The 14,836-nt window shown below is 67.9% G+C and carries 13 protein-coding genes; 11 read left to right on the forward strand and 2 right to left on the reverse strand.

Features of this window, described 5'->3' with window-relative positions:
* Nucleotides 1-6: 6 nt before the first annotated feature.
* Nucleotides 7-2,163 (reverse strand): histidine kinase dimerization/phosphoacceptor domain -containing protein, encoded by a 2,157-nt coding sequence (locus ACWPWT_RS09770; RefSeq protein ID WP_454279485.1) that lies wholly within the window; start codon nucleotides 2,161-2,163, stop codon nucleotides 7-9.
* A 184-nt stretch (nucleotides 2,164-2,347) separates the two neighbouring features.
* Here ACWPWT_RS09770 and ACWPWT_RS09775 point away from each other — a divergent pair, with 184 nt between their 5' ends.
* Genes ACWPWT_RS09775 through ACWPWT_RS09795 form a run of 5 tightly spaced genes read left to right on the forward strand, consistent with a single transcriptional unit; the run spans nucleotide 2,348 to nucleotide 7,706 of the window.
* Nucleotides 2,348-3,514 carry an acyl-CoA dehydrogenase family protein gene (locus tag ACWPWT_RS09775; protein ID WP_454279486.1) on the forward strand — a complete coding sequence of 389 codons (1,167 nt, stop codon included), beginning with the start codon at nucleotides 2,348-2,350 and terminating at the stop codon, nucleotides 3,512-3,514.
* A 16-nt stretch (nucleotides 3,515-3,530) separates the two neighbouring features.
* Nucleotides 3,531-5,129, forward strand: coding sequence for a carboxyl transferase domain-containing protein (locus ACWPWT_RS09780; protein ID WP_454279487.1), 1,599 nt, complete (start codon nucleotides 3,531-3,533; stop codon nucleotides 5,127-5,129).
* 5 nt (nucleotides 5,130-5,134) lie between these two features.
* Nucleotides 5,135-5,407, forward strand: a complete 273-nt coding sequence (locus ACWPWT_RS09785; protein WP_454279488.1) for a barstar family protein — start codon at nucleotides 5,135-5,137, stop codon at nucleotides 5,405-5,407.
* A complete protein-coding gene (locus ACWPWT_RS09790) occupies nucleotides 5,407-7,260 on the forward strand; it encodes an acetyl/propionyl/methylcrotonyl-CoA carboxylase subunit alpha (protein ID WP_454279489.1) in 1,854 nt (617 codons plus the stop codon). The genes ACWPWT_RS09785 and ACWPWT_RS09790 overlap by 1 nt, the downstream gene beginning before the upstream one ends.
* Nucleotides 7,257-7,706: a MaoC family dehydratase gene (locus ACWPWT_RS09795; RefSeq protein ID WP_454279490.1), complete on the forward strand. Its 450-nt coding sequence runs from the start codon at nucleotides 7,257-7,259 to the stop codon at nucleotides 7,704-7,706. Before ACWPWT_RS09790 ends, ACWPWT_RS09795 begins: the two co-directional genes overlap by 4 nt.
* 86 nt (nucleotides 7,707-7,792) lie before the next feature.
* On the opposite strand, the gene ACWPWT_RS09800 is transcribed toward ACWPWT_RS09795, so the two are convergent.
* The gene (locus ACWPWT_RS09800) at nucleotides 7,793-9,892 is read right to left on the reverse strand and encodes a TonB-dependent receptor (RefSeq protein WP_454279491.1); all 2,100 of its coding nucleotides are present in this window, start codon (nucleotides 9,890-9,892) and stop codon (nucleotides 7,793-7,795) included.
* A gap of 227 nt (nucleotides 9,893-10,119) precedes the next feature.
* On the opposite strand from ACWPWT_RS09800, the gene ccmC reads away from it, so the two are divergent.
* The 6 genes from ccmC to ACWPWT_RS09830 all read left to right on the forward strand — a co-directional run bounded on the left by ccmC (nucleotide 10,120) and on the right by ACWPWT_RS09830 (nucleotide 14,832).
* On the forward strand, nucleotides 10,120-10,845 hold the full coding sequence (ccmC, locus tag ACWPWT_RS09805; RefSeq protein WP_261269132.1) for a heme ABC transporter permease CcmC: 726 nt from the start codon (nucleotides 10,120-10,122) through the stop codon (nucleotides 10,843-10,845).
* Nucleotides 10,846-10,942: 97 nt separating this feature from the next.
* Nucleotides 10,943-11,377, forward strand: a complete 435-nt coding sequence (ccmE, locus tag ACWPWT_RS09810) for a cytochrome c maturation protein CcmE (protein ID WP_454279492.1) — start codon at nucleotides 10,943-10,945, stop codon at nucleotides 11,375-11,377.
* A complete protein-coding gene (locus ACWPWT_RS09815; RefSeq protein ID WP_454279493.1) occupies nucleotides 11,374-13,308 on the forward strand; it encodes a heme lyase CcmF/NrfE family subunit in 1,935 nt (644 codons plus the stop codon). Before ccmE ends, ACWPWT_RS09815 begins: the two co-directional genes overlap by 4 nt.
* The gene (locus tag ACWPWT_RS09820; protein WP_454279494.1) at nucleotides 13,305-13,832 is read left to right on the forward strand and encodes a redoxin family protein; all 528 of its coding nucleotides are present in this window, start codon (nucleotides 13,305-13,307) and stop codon (nucleotides 13,830-13,832) included. Before ACWPWT_RS09815 ends, ACWPWT_RS09820 begins: the two co-directional genes overlap by 4 nt.
* Nucleotides 13,829-14,206, forward strand: a complete 378-nt coding sequence (locus tag ACWPWT_RS09825) for a cytochrome c-type biogenesis protein (RefSeq protein ID WP_261269128.1) — start codon at nucleotides 13,829-13,831, stop codon at nucleotides 14,204-14,206. Before ACWPWT_RS09820 ends, ACWPWT_RS09825 begins: the two co-directional genes overlap by 4 nt.
* The gene (locus tag ACWPWT_RS09830; RefSeq protein ID WP_454279495.1) at nucleotides 14,206-14,832 is read left to right on the forward strand and encodes a tetratricopeptide repeat protein; all 627 of its coding nucleotides are present in this window, start codon (nucleotides 14,206-14,208) and stop codon (nucleotides 14,830-14,832) included. Before ACWPWT_RS09825 ends, ACWPWT_RS09830 begins: the two co-directional genes overlap by 1 nt.
* Nucleotides 14,833-14,836 lie beyond the last annotated feature (4 nt).

A 14,836-nucleotide genomic window follows, 5' to 3' on the forward strand; every position in this document is an offset into this window, starting at 1 on the left:
CGCCCCTCAATCCGCGATCGGGGCGATCACGATGGCGCGAAGGCCCGGTCGGTTGTCGTCATATTCGATCGTGCCCGACAGCCGCTGCATCATCGCGGCCATCATCCGGCTGCCAAAGCCGTGCCCGTCATCGGCCTCGTCATCCCCCTTACCGCGCCCCTCGTCCGCGACGATCAATCGAAGACGATGGCCATATTGCTCCAGCGTGATCGTCACCGGCCCCGGCGCGCCGTCATAGGCATATTTGGTGGCGTTGATGATCAGCTCGGTGGTGACCAGGCCGAGGTTGATCGCGCGGTCGGTCGGCATGAGGACCGGCGTCAAATCCAGGCGCATCATCGCCGACCAGTCGCGTCCCATGGATTGCCGCATGTCGCCGACCAGATCTTCCAGATAACGGGCAAGGTCGACCGTCTGGATCTGGTCGTCGCGGTAGAGCCGCCGATGGACCAGCGCGACGGCCGACAGCCGGGCCTGCGCCTCGTTCAGCTGCTCGCGCACGCGTGGATCGCCCGCCGCCTTGGCCTGGAGCGCGAGGAAGGAGGATACGAGCTGAAGGCTGTTCTGGACGCGGTGGTCCACCTCCTTCATCAGCACGTCCTTCTGCACCAGGAGTGCGTCCTTGTCGTCCAGCGTCCGTTGCAACGCGGTGTTCAGTCCGCGCAGCCGATGGTTCTGCGACGCTTCATGCAGGGCGCGGCGGATGCGATGGGCGGACTCGACCTCCTCCATCGTCCAGCGCCGCGAACGGCCGCGCACCGTCTCGCGCCAGCTCTCGAACGACGCACGCGGGGTCAGCGTGGCTTCCGGGGTCAGCGCGACCGACTTGTGCGGGTTGCCCGCCCATTCGACTTCCTCGACCTGCTCGGCGCGGAACCACAGCAGCGTGATTCCGCCATCGACCAGCGGCAGCGCCAGCAGCCCGCTGGCCTTCGCGGCCAGGGGGGCCGTGTCGGGCATCACCTCGGACAGCTCATGGGTGACGAACAATTCGCCGCCGGTGCGGGCGGTCACCGTCTGGGCGATGTCCAGCGATGCCAGGGCGGGCGGACAGATGCCATGGTCATGGACCTTGCCCTTTTCGACGATCGCGAAGCCGGTCGCCCCCAGCATGGTCATCATGTCGGGCATCAGGCGGCGAATGGCGGGGACGATGTCGCCCAGTCCGATGATGCGCGGCAAGATGCCGTCCTCCGCCGCGCGCAGGCGAAGCCGCTCGCGATAGAGCTCGGCTTCCTCGCGACCGCGAATCTGACGCGCCAGCCCGCTGGCGAGCGCGGCGGCGGCGGCGCGCAACTCGGCGGACAGGAGTCGTGGGCTATGGTGGTGGCAGGCGATCATCCCCCACAACACCCCATCCTTGACGATCGAGATCGACGCCGATGCGACCACACCCATATTCGCCAGATAGCGGAGATGGATGGGCGACACGCTGCGCAAGGCGACATCGCTCAGGTCCAGCGTCTCGAACCCGGCGGGGCGGAGCGGTGCGGGGACATAGGCGACATCGGGAATGCTGCGCGTGCGGTTGCGGACGTAAAGCGCACGGGCCTGTTTCGGAATGTCCGATGCGGGGAAATGATGATGCAGGAAGGAATGGAGTTCGGGTGCGCGCGCCTCCGCGACGACGTGACCGGCATCCTCGTCCAGAAAGCGATAGATCATCACCCGGTCGAACCCGGTCAACTGTCGGAACGTCGTCGCCGCCCGGTCGAACAGCATCGACAGGTCGCCCGTCCGCTCGAAACTGGTGGCTGCCGCGTCCAGCCAGGCCAGCGGACTGCCCCGTCCCCATGGCGCATCGACGATGCCGGGTTCCAGTTCGATCAGGACGCGCTCGCCCGCGACGCGGTGGGCGGTGACGGAAAAGGCTTCGCCCAGTCCCTCGACGGGAACGGCGGCGACCATGGAGCCAGGCCCGATCGGCATCGCGGCAACCATATTCGCAACATGATCGCCCACGATTTCGGCAAGCGGGCGGTCCAGCCATTCGGGGGCAAGCCGCTCCTCGATCGCACCCGCACCCGCGACGATATGGCCCGTCGCCGCGTCTACGACCAGCAACAGGCCATGTGGCTGTATCGCCCCGGGTATATGGATAGGTTCCCGATCGCAGGCGGTGATATCCTGGCCTGGATCGGTGGCAACGGGGCGGGTGGCCATCAGGTCAATAAATCCTCTCGTTCCTGATGCATGGCGGCTTTTGCATAAGCTTGCAAATGTTTGGATCGCGTATTCGATCCGCGCGCTCGTTCATGTGCCGTCCGGCTTGGAACGAAGATTGCGCGTTTGGGTAATTTCCGTTTAAGACGGGGTAACGGACTCAAAGAGCCGTTTTGGAGAGGACATGATCGACGATTTCGACTTCGCGCTCGGCGAGAGTGCGAACATGATCCGTGAGGCGACCCGCCGTTTCGCCACCGACCGGATCGCCCCGCTGGCTGCGCGCATGGACGCGGAGGACTGGTTCCCGCGCGACATCTGGCCCGAAATGGGTGCGCTGGGTCTGCACGGCATCACCGTCGACGAAGCCGATGGCGGGCTGGGGCTGGGCTATCTGGAGCATGTCGTCGCGATCGAGGAAGTGTCGCGCGCCTCGGCATCGCTCGGACTGTCCTATGGCGCGCATTCCAATCTGTGCATCAACCAGATCCGCCGCTGGGGCAGTCCAGAGCAGAAGGCGAAATACTTGCTCGGCCTGATCTCGGGCGAGAATGTCGGCAGCCTGGCCATGTCGGAAGTGTCGGCCGGGTCGGACGTCGTCTCGATGAAGCTGCGGGCCGTGAAGGCCGATGGCGGCTGGGTGCTGAACGGCACCAAATTCTGGATCACCAACGCGCCCTATGCCGACACTTTGGTCGTCTATGCCAAGACGGGCGAGGGCAGCCGGGGGATCACCGCCTTCCTGATCGAAAAGGACATGGCGGGCTTCGCGATCGGGCAGAAGATCGACAAGATGGGCATGCGGGGCAGCCCGACCGCCGAGCTGGTCTTCAACGACTGTTTCGTGTCGGACGCGCAGGTGATGGGGCCGGTGAATGGCGGCGTCGGCGTGCTGATGAGCGGGCTCGACTATGAACGCGCGGTGCTGGCGGGAATTCAGCTGGGCATCATGCAGGCGTGCCTCGACGTGGTCGTGCCCTATGTCCGCGAGCGGCGCCAGTTCGGCCGCGCGATCGGCGAGTTCCAGCTGATCCAGGCCAAGGTCGCCGACATGTATGTCGCGCTCAATTCCGCGCGGGCCTATGTCTATGCGGTGGCGCGGAGTTGCGATGCCGGACGGACGACGCGGTTCGACGCGGCGGGCGCGATCCTGCTGGCCAGCGAAAATGCCGTGAAGGTGGCGATGGAGGCGATCCAGGCGCTGGGCGGGGCGGGCTATACCAAGGACTGGCCGGTCGAACGCTTCGCGCGCGATGCCAAGCTGCTCGACATCGGGGCGGGGACCAACGAAATCCGCCGGATGCTGATCGGCCGCGAACTGATCGGCAAGCTCGAAAAGGTGGCGCAATGAGCATGGGGAGCGAACCATGGGTGCGGTGATCGCCTCGCGCCTCGTACGGGACGATGCGGCGTTCCGCGCCAATGCCGATCACAACCGCGCGCTGGCCGAGCGCTTGCGCAAGGACGTTGCACGCGCCGGGCTGGGTGGGAACGAGGTGTCTCGCGAACGCCATGTCGCGCGGGGCAAGCTCTTGCCCCGCGACCGGGTGGAACAGCTGCTCGATGCGGGCTCGCCTTTCCTGGAAATCGGTCAGCTTGCCGCCAATGGCCGATATGACGATGCCGTGCCGGGCGCGGGGGTGATTGCCGGGATCGGCCGGGTCCATGGTCTGCAGGTGATGATCGTCGCCAATGACGCGACGGTGAAGGGCGGCACCTATTACCCGATGACGGTCAAGAAGCACCTCCGCGCGCAGGAGATTGCGCTCGAGAACCGGCTGCCCTGCATCTATCTGGTCGACAGCGGCGGCGCGAACCTGCCGCACCAGGCCGAGGTCTTTCCCGACCGCGATCATTTCGGCCGCATTTTCTTCAACCAGGCGCAGATGTCGGCGGCGGGCATCCCTCAGATCGCCTGCGTCATGGGCAGCTGTACGGCGGGCGGCGCCTATGTCCCCGCCATGTCGGACGAGACCGTGATCGTGCGCGGGCAGGGGACGATCTTCCTGGCCGGGCCGCCGCTGGTGAAGGCGGCGACGGGCGAGGTCATCTCGGCCGAGGAACTGGGCGGCGCGGACACCCATGGCCGCAAGTCGGGCGTGGTCGACCATGTCGCGCAGGATGACGACCATGCCCTGTCGATCGTCCGTGACATCGTCGCGACGCTGCCGCCGCCGACGCTGCCGGAGGTCAACCTCGCCGAGCCGGATGCGCCGCTCTATTCGGCCGAGGAGCTGTACGGCCTGATCCCCCAGGACGTGCGGGCGCCCTATGACGTGCATGAGGTCATCGCCCGGCTGGTCGACGGATCGCGCTTCCACGAATTCAAGGCGCTGTACGGCGCGAGCCTGGTCTGCGGCTTCGCGCATATCCATGGCAAGCCGGTCGCCATCCTGGCGAATAACGGCGTGCTCTTTTCCGAGAGTGCGCAGAAGGGCGCGCATTTCATCGAGCTGGCATGCCAGCGGCGTATCCCCTTGCTGTTCCTCCAGAATATCTCCGGCTTCATGGTCGGGGGCCGTTACGAGGCGGAAGGAATCGCCAAACATGGCGCCAAGCTGGTGACGGCGGTGGCGACGGCGCAGGTGCCCAAGATCACTGTGCTGATCGGTGGTAGTTTCGGCGCGGGGAATTACGGCATGTGCGGGCGGGCCTATTCTCCACGCTTCCTGTTCACCTGGCCCAATGCGCGGATCAGCGTGATGGGCGGCGAACAGGCGGCGAGCGTGCTGGCGACGGTCCACCGCGATGCCGACAGCTGGACGCCGGACGAGGCGGAGGCGTTCAAGGCCCCGATCCGCCAGCGTTACGAGGACGAAGGCAATCCCTGGTACGCAACCGCGCGGCTGTGGGATGACGGGATCATCGATCCGGCGCAGACGCGCGATGTGCTGGGACTGGCGCTGGAGGCGTGCCTGAACGCGCCGATCGCGGAGGCGCCCCGCTTCGGGGTGTTCCGGATGTGATGCCGATGGACCTGACCATCGACGGCGCGACCCTGGTGGACGAGGCCGATTTCCATGCCCGCATCCGCGAGGCATCGGGCGTCACATGGTATGGCGGCAGCCTGGATGCGCTGTTCGACCTGCTGGTCGCGGTCGTCGATCCGCCGATCAGCTTGTCTATCACCAACGCCGCCGCGGCGCGAAAGGCGATCGGTGAGCGTTTCGATCGCATCCTGACCGTGATCTTCGACGCCATCGCCGAACGCCCGGGTGCCATCATGTTCAAGCTGGAATCCTGATGATGAACAGCCTCCTCATCGCCAATCGCGGCGAGATCGCTTGCCGCATCATCCGCACGGCGCGCGGCATGGGTCTGCGCACCATCGCGGTTTACTCCGAAGCGGATGCGCGGGCGCTCCACGTCCGGCTCGCCGATGAAGCCGTCGCCATCGGCCCCGCCCCGGCGCGCGAAAGCTATCTGGACGCCGACCGCATCCTCGCCGCCGCGCGCGCCACTGGGGCGGAGGCGATCCATCCCGGTTACGGTTTCCTGTCCGAAAATGCCGAGTTCGCAGAGAAGGTGATCGCCGCGGGCCTGGTCTGGGTCGGCCCCGATCCCGACAGCATCCGTGCCATGGGCCTGAAGGACGCCGCCAAGGCGCGGATGATCGCCGCCGGGGTGCCGGTCACCCCCGGCTATCTGGGGGAGGACCAGAACCCCGACCGCCTCGCCGCCGAGGCCGACGCGATCGGCTATCCGGTGCTCATCAAGGCGGTGGCGGGCGGCGGCGGCAAGGGGATGCGCCGGGTCGATGACCCCGCCGCCTTTGCCGAGGCGCTGGCTTCCTGCCGTCGCGAGGCGGCATCGTCGTTCGGCGACGACCGGGTGCTGATCGAGAAATATATCCTCTCGCCGCGCCATATCGAGGTGCAGGTCTTCGGCGACCGCCACGGACAGGTCGTCCATCTGTTCGAGCGCGACTGTTCGCTGCAACGCCGCCACCAGAAGGTGATCGAGGAAGCCCCCGCGCCCGGCCTGGACGACGCCACCCGGCAAGCGGTCTGCGCCGCCGCCGTCCGCGCCGCGCAGGCGGTGGATTATGTGGGGGCGGGCACGATCGAGTTCATCGCGGACGCCTCCGAAGGGCTGCGCGCCGACCGGGTGTGGTTCATGGAGATGAACACCCGGCTCCAGGTCGAGCATCCCGTCACCGAGGCGATCACCGGCGTCGATCTGGTCGAATGGCAGCTGCGCGTCGCGGCGGGGGAGCCCCTGCCGATGGCGCAAGGCGACCTGTCCATCCAGGGTCATGCCATCGAAGCCCGCCTCTATGCCGAGGACCCGGCCAAGGGCTTCCTGCCCGCGATCGGCACGCTGGAGGTGTTCGACCTGGGCGACGACCCGGCGATCCGCATCGATACCGGCGTCGAGGAAGGCGCGGAGATCACCCCCTGGTACGACCCGATGATCGCCAAGGTTATCGCGCATGGCGACACCCGCGAGGAGGCGCGCGAGGCGCTGGCCGATGCGCTGGACGAGGCGGTCATCTGGCCGGTGCGCACCAATGCGGGCTTTCTGGTTCAGACGCTCGACCATGTCGATTTCGCGCGCGGCCGGGTCGATACCGGCCTGATCGCGCGCGAGGGCGAGGCGCTGATGCCGCCGCCCGAGCCGTCCGAAGAGGCGCTGGCCGAAGCCGCCGCCGCGCTGATCGGGCAGGACGAACTGACCGGCTTCCGCCTCAATGCCGCGCCCCGGCGAAGCGCGCGCTTCCTGCTCGACGGGCGGCCGATCACCGTCGATTTCAGCGAGGCGGTCGATGTGCCCCCGGCGCCGACCGATCAGGTGCTGATCTCGGAGGGCGGGCAAAGCTGGTCCTTCACCCGCTGGCGCGCCGATGGGCTGGCGGCGGGCGGGGCGGGGGATGGCGCGATCCTGTCGCCCATGCCCGGCCGGATCATCGCGGTCGCCGTGACCGATGGACAGGAGGTGACGGCGGGCCAGCCGCTCGTCACGCTGGAGGCGATGAAGATGGAGCATGTCCTGACCGCGCCCTTCGACGGCATCGTCACCGACCTGAAGGCCCGGACCGGCGGGCAGGTGGCGGAGGGCATTGCGCTGGTCCGCATCGTCGCGGAGGATGCGGTATGAGCGGGCGCTTCTTCGAGGACTGGACCATCGGCGACCGGATCGACCATCCGATCCGCCGCACCGTGACCGAGACGGACAACCTGCTCTTCTCGACCATGACGCACAATCCACAACCGCTGCACATCGATGCGGAAGCCGCGCGGGCCAGCGAGTTCGGGCAGATCCTCGTCAACGGCACCTTCACCTTCTCGCTGATGGTCGGGCTGTCGGTGGGGGAGACGACGCTGGGGACGCTGGTCGCCAATCTCGGCTATGACGAACTGGTCATGCCCGCGCCGGTCTTCCTGGGCGACACGCTGCGCGCGACGAGCGAGGTCACGGCGCTTCGGGAGAGCAAGTCGCGGCCGGGGGCGGGGCTGGTGACGTTCCGGCACGAGGCGTGGAACCAGCGCGACGAGGTGGTGTGCCGGTGCCTGCGGATGGCGCTGGTGAAGAAGCGGGGATAGGGGCGAAGGACCTTCGACTTCGCTTAGGGCGAACGGGGTTCAGTACCACCCTCCGTTCAGCCTGAGCGAAGTCGAAGGCCAAGGGATTACAACCGCGTCCGAACCCCGATCCACAAGGTTCGCGGCGTCGCCCGCTCGATCAGCCCCGCGCCGCTATAGGCCGCCTCGACCCGCGCATCGGCCAGGTTTTCCGCCCGCGCCTCGATCAGCCAGCCGCGCGTGACCGGTACCGCCGCATAGGCGTCCAGCGTCGTCGCGGGGGCCAGCGACCGGACATTCTGGTCGTCCTCGAACTGGCGCCCGACATGCCGCACCGTCCCGGTGAGCGCCGCGCCGCGATGCGCGACCGCCAGCGTCGCCGAGAGCTGGTCGCGCGGAGTCTGTGCCGGACGCAGGCCATCCAGCGGCGCGGCAAGCCCCGATGCCTCGACCCTGGCATTGACATGCGACCAGGAAGCACGGGCACTGACCGGCCCCGCCTGGGCATTGGCCTCCAGCTCGAAGCCTGCCGACCGGATCGCGTCGAGATTCTGCCGCATCCGGTACACGCCGTTCGCGGCGACGAAGCCGACACCCGAAAACGTCCCCGGCCCACGCCCCATGGTCACATTGGCGATCGCATCGGTCAGCCGGTTTAGGAAATAGGTTGCCGACAGGCGCACGCCCGCCAGTGGCGTCAGGTCGAACCCGCCCTCGATACCCTCGACATGCTCGGGGTTCAGCGCGGCATTGGCGGCGGTGGCGTCGGCACCCGCCCGGAACGGCCGGTAGAGTTCGTTGAGCGTCGGCAGGCGCCAGCCGCGATAGGCCGCCGCGCGCAGCGTCACGGGCTCAACCGGCCGCAGCGCCACGCCCAGCCGCCCGGTGAACTCCCGCCCCGAACGGTCCGGAAAATCGCTGTCGGTCAGCACCGTGCCGGTCGCCAGCGCATTCTCGTCCAGCCGCCCGTCGCGGATGCGCCAATCGTCCACCCGCGCGGCGGCGGTGAGGGTCAGCGCGCCCGCCTCGACGCTGCCATCGGCGAACAGTCCCATGGTCCGCGTCGCACCGCCCGCCTCCCGCCGCCGGGTGGGGAGGCCCGCGACATAGGTGTAAAGCTCCTGCGTCCGCCCGCTGGTATCGCGAATGTCGCCGCCCAGCCGCAATTTTACGGCCTCGCCCAGCGGGGGCGAAACCTCCACCCGTGCGCCGAGCCCAGTGGCGGGGACATTATACTGGTCGAGCGTCAGCGTCGCTGCGGTCCGCGCGGTATTCACGCTGGCATAGCGCGAGGCGAATTGCCGCGTCTGGACATAGCCGAGCGCCGACCAGCCCCAGGCGCCGCGCCCGACCAACCGGACGCTGGCATCCGCGCCGTCCGATCGATTGTCGGTAAAGTCGGTGCCCCGGTCGCGCGCATCGTGGAAGGCGGCGAGCGTCATCTGCAACTCGGTCGAGGACGTAATCCCGACAACCCCGCGCGCCGCGCCCGAATATTGCTCATAGGGCGCGGGACGGTCGACCGGCCCCCGCTGCCCCTCGACGATGGGGGTGAAGCCATCGCCGCGTGCATAGGCGCCGGAAACGGTCAGAAATCCGCCGTCGCGGACCAACGAAGCGGAACCCTGCGCATCGACCGAATCGCGACTGCCATAGGACAGCGCCAGATCGAGCGGGGCGAGTTGATCGGGCGTGGCGCTGTCCATCTCGATCGTGCCCGCCAGCGCGCCGGGGCCCCAGAAGCCGGAGCCGCCGCCGCGCGTCACCCGGATGCGGCCCACCCGCCCGGTGGCATAGGCGGGAAACACCACCCAGCCACCGAACGGATCGGCCTGCGGCACGCCGTCCAGCACCAATAGCGCCCGGCTCGACGCATTGCCCCCCAGACCGCGCAGCGTAATACCCTGCGAAGTCGGATGCGCGGAGCGGCTGTCGGAACGCCGGAACTGCTGGAGCCCGGCGACATCGGCGAGGACATTCTCCAGTCGCTGCGAGGCGTTCTGCGTGATCCGGTCGCGGTCGATCGTCACGACGTCCAGCGCGCGGTCGCCGGGCTGGTCGCTCAGGCCCCGGCCGGTGACGATGATGGTCGATCCCGTTTCCGACAGCGTCTGGGCGAGGACGGCGGCGGGGGCGGTGCCAAGGGCCAGGCATAAGGAAAGGCGCGTGGAGAAAAGCCGCATGGGCCGGAACTTGGCGGTCGTCATCGTGAAATCCCCCTGATTGTCATTCGCCGCCGCAACTCACGCTGCGGCCTTTCCCGGCATATTGGACCTGTCCCGGAAGACCCCGGCCTTTGCCGGGATGACGGAGCGGCTTTGAAGGCCTTTGTCGATTGGGTAAACCAGCCGCATGGCGCCGGGTTGCGCATGTTCAAGAATCTTGTGCGCAAACGGATGACGGGTTGGAAAAAGCCGCTTACAGTCCGCCCATCGTGCCGACCCTTCATGCCCTTGCCAACCCTGCGCGTTTTCTGAAGATCGCTCGTCCGCTGACCGGAATTTTTCTGGGGCTGGGCATGGTGCTGATCGCGGTGGCGCTATGGGCCGGGCTGACCCGGACGCCGCCCGATTACCTCCAGGGAGAGACGGTGCGCATCCTTTATATCCACGTCCCCGCCGCCTGGCTGGGCATGGGCGGATGGAGCGGGATCGCGGTGGCCAGCCTGTCGCTGCTGGTCTGGCGGCATCCGCTGGCGCAGGTCGCGGCGCGCGCCATCGCCTGGCCGGGGGCGGTGTTCGCGGGGTTGTGCCTGGCGACGGGTTCGATCTGGGGGCGGCCGACCTGGGGGACATGGTGGCAATGGGACGGGCGGCTGACCTCGATGCTGCTGCTGCTGTTCGTCTATCTGGGCTATATCGCATTGGCGCGCGCCGATGCCGATCGGGGCGGGGACGGGCGGATACCGGCGCTCTACGGGTTGGCGGGAACGGCGTTGTTGCCGGTCATCCGCTATTCGGTGGTGTGGTGGAACACGCTGCATCAAGGCCAGTCGATCGGGCTGACCGGCTCCAGCATCGACACGTCGCTGCTCTGGCCGCTGCCCATCGCGCTGGCCGGTTTCACCTTCCTGTTCGCGGCCATCGTGTTGATGCGGATGCGCACCCTGCTGGCGCAGGCCAAGGCCGAGGCGCGGATGCGGCGGATGGCGCGCGCATGAACCAGATGAGTTTCGTGGTGGCGGCCTATGTGGTGATGCTGGGGGGCGCAGGCGCGCTGACGCTGGTCAGCTATCTGGCGATGAAGCGCGCCGAGAAATGACGCCGAAATCCCAACGTCTCACGCTGGCGCTGCTGGCGCTGGCCGCGATCGTCGCGGCCGTCCTGCTCGCCATGTCGGCGATGAAGGACCAGGCCGCGTTCTTCTACACCCCCTCCGACGCAAAGAGGCATGGCCTGCCGCTGGGCAAGGCGGTGCGGCTGGGCGGGATGGTCGAGGCGGGGTCGGTCCATCGCGCGCCCGATGGCGTGACGGTGCGCTTCGTCGTGACCGACGGCAAGGCGACGACGCCCGTGACCTTTGCCGGGATCACCCCGGACCTGTTCCGCGAGAAATCGGGCGTGGTGGCCGAGGGGCAGTTCCAGCCAGACGGCCGCTTCGTCGCCACCAACCTCCTCGCCAAGCATGACGAGAAATATATGCCCCCCGAAATGGCGGGCAACATGCACGAGAGCCGGAGCCTGAAGCCGTGATCGCCGAAGCGGGCCTTGCCGCGCTCTGGTTCGCCGCGATGCTGGCGGGGTTGCAACTCTTGCTGGGCGTGCTGGGCCTGCGGCGCAAGGATGCGGCGGGGGAGCAGGCGATGGCGGCGATCGGCCCCGTGGCCATCGTGCAGGGTGCGCTGGTCGCCATCGCCATGGCGACGCTAATCGCGCTGTTCCTGAACACCGATCTGTCGGTCAAGCTGGTCGCCGAGAACAGCCATTCGGCCAAGCCCTGGATCTACAAGTTCGCGGGCGCCTGGGGCAATCACGAAGGCTCGATGCTGCTCTGGGTGACGATCCTGGGGGCGGGCGGGGCGCTTGTCGCGTGGAAGGAGCGTACGCTCGACCGGGCGACCCATGCCGCAACGCTGGCGGCGCAGGGGGCGATCGCGCTCGGCTTCTATGCCTTCCTGCTGTTCGCCTCCAACCCGTTTGCGCGGTTGAACCCGGCGGCGGTCGAGGGGCAGGGGCTCAACCCGCTGTTGCAGGACCCCGGCTTGGCCTTTCACCCGCCGACGCTCTACGCGGGCTATGTCGGGCTGTCGGTGGCCTTTTCCTTTGCGGTCGGCGCACTGGTTACGGGACAGGTCGGCCCCGCCTTTGCCCGCGCCATGCGGCCCTGGGTGCTGGGCGCCTGGGTTCTCCTGACCATCGGAATCACCGCGGGGTCCTATTGGGCCTATTACGAACTGGGCTGGGGCGGCTGGTGGTTCTGGGATCCGGTCGAGAACGCCTCGCTGATGCCGTGGCTGGCGGCGACCGCGCTCCTTCACTCGGTCAATGTGTTGGCGGCGCGCGACGGGTTGCGGGCATGGACGGTGATGTTGGCGGTGGTCGCCTTCTCCATGTCGATGATTGGCACCTTCCTGGTGCGCTCGGGCATCCTGACCAGCGTCCATGCCTTTGCCGTCGATCCCCGGCGCGGGGCGTTCATCCTGGGGTTGCTGGGCCTTTATATCGGCGGCGCCCTGACGCTGTTCGGGGCGCGGATCGGGCAGGTGCGCGCCGGGCGCAGCTTCGCCTTTGTCAGCCGCGAAGGCGGGCTGGTCGTCAACAACCTGCTCTTGTCGGTGATCCTGGGCATCGTGCTGATCGGGACGCTCTATCCGCTGGTCGCGGCCGGGTTCGGCGTGCGGCTGTCGGTCGGGCCGCCCTTCTTCCACGCCGCCGCCGGGCCGATCGCGCTGGCGCTGGTCGCTGTCATGGCGGTCGGGCCTGCCTTGCGCTGGCGGCAGGATCAGGCGGAGGCGGTGCTGATCCGCATGCTGTGGCCCCTGGTCGCGGCGGCGGGGACCTTCGCGCTGGTCCTGACGCTGACCGGGGGGATGGGGGCGTTGCCGTTGCTGGGCTTGTCCTTCGGCGTCGGGCTGATCGTCGCCAGCGTGCTGCCTATCACGCGGCGCAACTGGCGGCGCACGCCTTTGCCGATCTGGGGCATGGTCGTCGCGCATGTCGGGCTGGGCGTCAGCATGGTCGGTATGGCGTGCGATGCCGCTTTCACCGCCGAGCGGCTGGTCGCGCTCTATCCGGGGCAGGCGACGATCGTCGGGCCGTGGCGGGTGCAGTTGAACCGCATCTATCCGAATATCGGACCCAACTGGTCCGCGCTGGAGGCGCGGCTGACCGTGACGCGCGATGGCTCCGCCGAAATGCTCCGGCCGCAGCAGCGCTTCTTCACCGATCCGCCCACCACGACCAGCGAGAGCGCGATCGCGACCCATTGGGACGGCCAGCTTTACACCGTATTGGGGCAGCAGGATCCGGCGACCGGGCGCTGGCAGTTGCGGCTGTGGTGGAAACCGTTCGTGACGCTGATCTGGCTGGGCGGCGCGCTGATCGCGCTGGGCGGGGCGCTGGCGCTGTTCGGGCGCTGGTTCAAAGGCTGGCAGCAGCGGCGGCGCGAGGCGCTGTGGGGATGAAGCGCTGGTTGATCTGGGTGCCGCTGGCGGCGTTCGCGATCCTGTTCGTCGTGGTGGCGAGCGGGCTGATGCGGCCATCGGACACGACCGTCCGCTCGACGCTGGTCGACAAGCCGTTGCCCGAATTTCGCCTCGACCCGATGGTGCCGGGCAAGCCGGGGCTGGCGAGCGGCGACTTCGGCAAGGGACGCCCGCGCCTGCTCAATGTCTTCGCCAGCTGGTGCATCCCGTGCATTGCCGAGGCGCCGCAACTCATGGCCTTGAAGGCGAGGGGCGTGGCGATCGACGCCATAGCCATTCATGACAAGAGCACCGCCATCGCCGACTTCCTGCGCCGCAACGGCGATCCTTATGCCGTGATCGGCGACGATTCCCGCAGCCGGGTGCAATTGTCGCTTGGCTCCTCCGGCGTGCCGGAAACGTTCCTGATCGACGGCCGCGGGCGGATCGTCCGGCAATATATCGGTGACATCCGAGCCGATCAGGTGGACGAGATCGTCCGCGATGTGGCGGCCGCGCGATGAGCCTGTGGCTTGCCCTTGCGCTGGCGGCGGGAACGACCGCGCCCGATTATGGCAATACGCAGCTTGCCGACCCCAGGGCCGAGGCGCAGGCGCGCGAATTGATGGGCGAGTTACGCTGCGTCGTGTGTCAGGGACAGTCAATCGCGGATAGCGATGCCGACATGGCCGCCGATATGCGTGCGCTGGTCCGCCAGCGGATCGCTCGGGGCGAAAGCCCGGAGGCGATCCGCCACTGGTTGATCGAACGCTATGGCGATTATGTCAGCTATGATCCGCCGCTATCGGGCGCGACGGCGCTGCTGTGGGCGACGCCGATCCTGTTGTTGGGCGTCGGCGCATGGATCGCGCGGTCGAGCTTTCGGAGGAGAGGCTGATGGGTTGGCTCACGCTTCTCGGACTGGCGGCGGCGGCGATGGCGCTGGCCTTGTGGCTCCGTTTCCCACGTCCTCTCTGGACGATGCTGGGGGCCGCGCTGGCGCTGGGCGGGGTCGGCTATGCGTGGCAAGGGAGGCCGACGCTGCCTGCCGCCGCGCCGGTACCACCCTCCGATCGGCAGTCGGACAATGAGACGCTGATCGATCTGCGGGGACAGTTGATGGGCCGTTATGGCGGGGAGGCGGCGATGTTCACCGCCGCCGATGCCCTGGCGCGATCCGGCGACAACCGGACGGCGGTGAAGATCATGCTCGGCGCGGTCGGAGCGAACCCGCGCAGCGTCCCCTATTGGACCGAGCTGGGCAACGTGCTGTTCGCGCATGACCGCTTTCAGATGTCGCCCGCCGCGCGGTTCGCCTTCCGTCGGGCCCGGACGCTGGGGCCGAACGATCCTGTGCCCTTCTTCTTCGAAGGGCTGGCCTGGATGCGGGCCGGGGACTTCGCCAAAGCCCGCATCCTGTGGCGGGGTGCGTTGCAGCGCACGCCCGCCGACGCCTCTTATCGCCCCGCCATCGAACAGCGTGTGATGCTGCTCGACGAGGCGATGCGGATGATGGGGCAATAGGGGT

The organism is Sphingomonas sp. Marseille-Q8236, assembly GCF_965112005.1.

Excerpts from the sequence above, each read along its gene's own strand:
- ACWPWT_RS09770 (WP_454279485.1), bottom strand. The coding sequence starts at position 2,163 with ATGGCCACCCGCCCCGTTGCCACCGATCCAGGCCAGGATATCACCGCC.
- ACWPWT_RS09775 (WP_454279486.1), top strand. The coding sequence starts at position 2,348 with ATGATCGACGATTTCGACTTCGCGCTCGGCGAGAGTGCGAACATGATC.
- ACWPWT_RS09780 (WP_454279487.1), top strand. The coding sequence starts at position 3,531 with ATGGGTGCGGTGATCGCCTCGCGCCTCGTACGGGACGATGCGGCGTTC.
- ACWPWT_RS09785 (WP_454279488.1), top strand. The coding sequence starts at position 5,135 with ATGGACCTGACCATCGACGGCGCGACCCTGGTGGACGAGGCCGATTTC.
- ACWPWT_RS09790 (WP_454279489.1), top strand. The coding sequence starts at position 5,407 with ATGATGAACAGCCTCCTCATCGCCAATCGCGGCGAGATCGCTTGCCGC.
- ACWPWT_RS09795 (WP_454279490.1), top strand. The coding sequence starts at position 7,257 with ATGAGCGGGCGCTTCTTCGAGGACTGGACCATCGGCGACCGGATCGAC.
- ACWPWT_RS09800 (WP_454279491.1), bottom strand. The coding sequence starts at position 9,892 with ATGACGACCGCCAAGTTCCGGCCCATGCGGCTTTTCTCCACGCGCCTT.
- ccmE (WP_454279492.1), top strand. The coding sequence starts at position 10,943 with ATGACGCCGAAATCCCAACGTCTCACGCTGGCGCTGCTGGCGCTGGCC.
- ACWPWT_RS09820 (WP_454279494.1), top strand. The coding sequence starts at position 13,305 with ATGAAGCGCTGGTTGATCTGGGTGCCGCTGGCGGCGTTCGCGATCCTG.
- ACWPWT_RS09825 (WP_261269128.1), top strand. The coding sequence starts at position 13,829 with ATGAGCCTGTGGCTTGCCCTTGCGCTGGCGGCGGGAACGACCGCGCCC.
- ACWPWT_RS09830 (WP_454279495.1), top strand. The coding sequence starts at position 14,206 with ATGGGTTGGCTCACGCTTCTCGGACTGGCGGCGGCGGCGATGGCGCTG.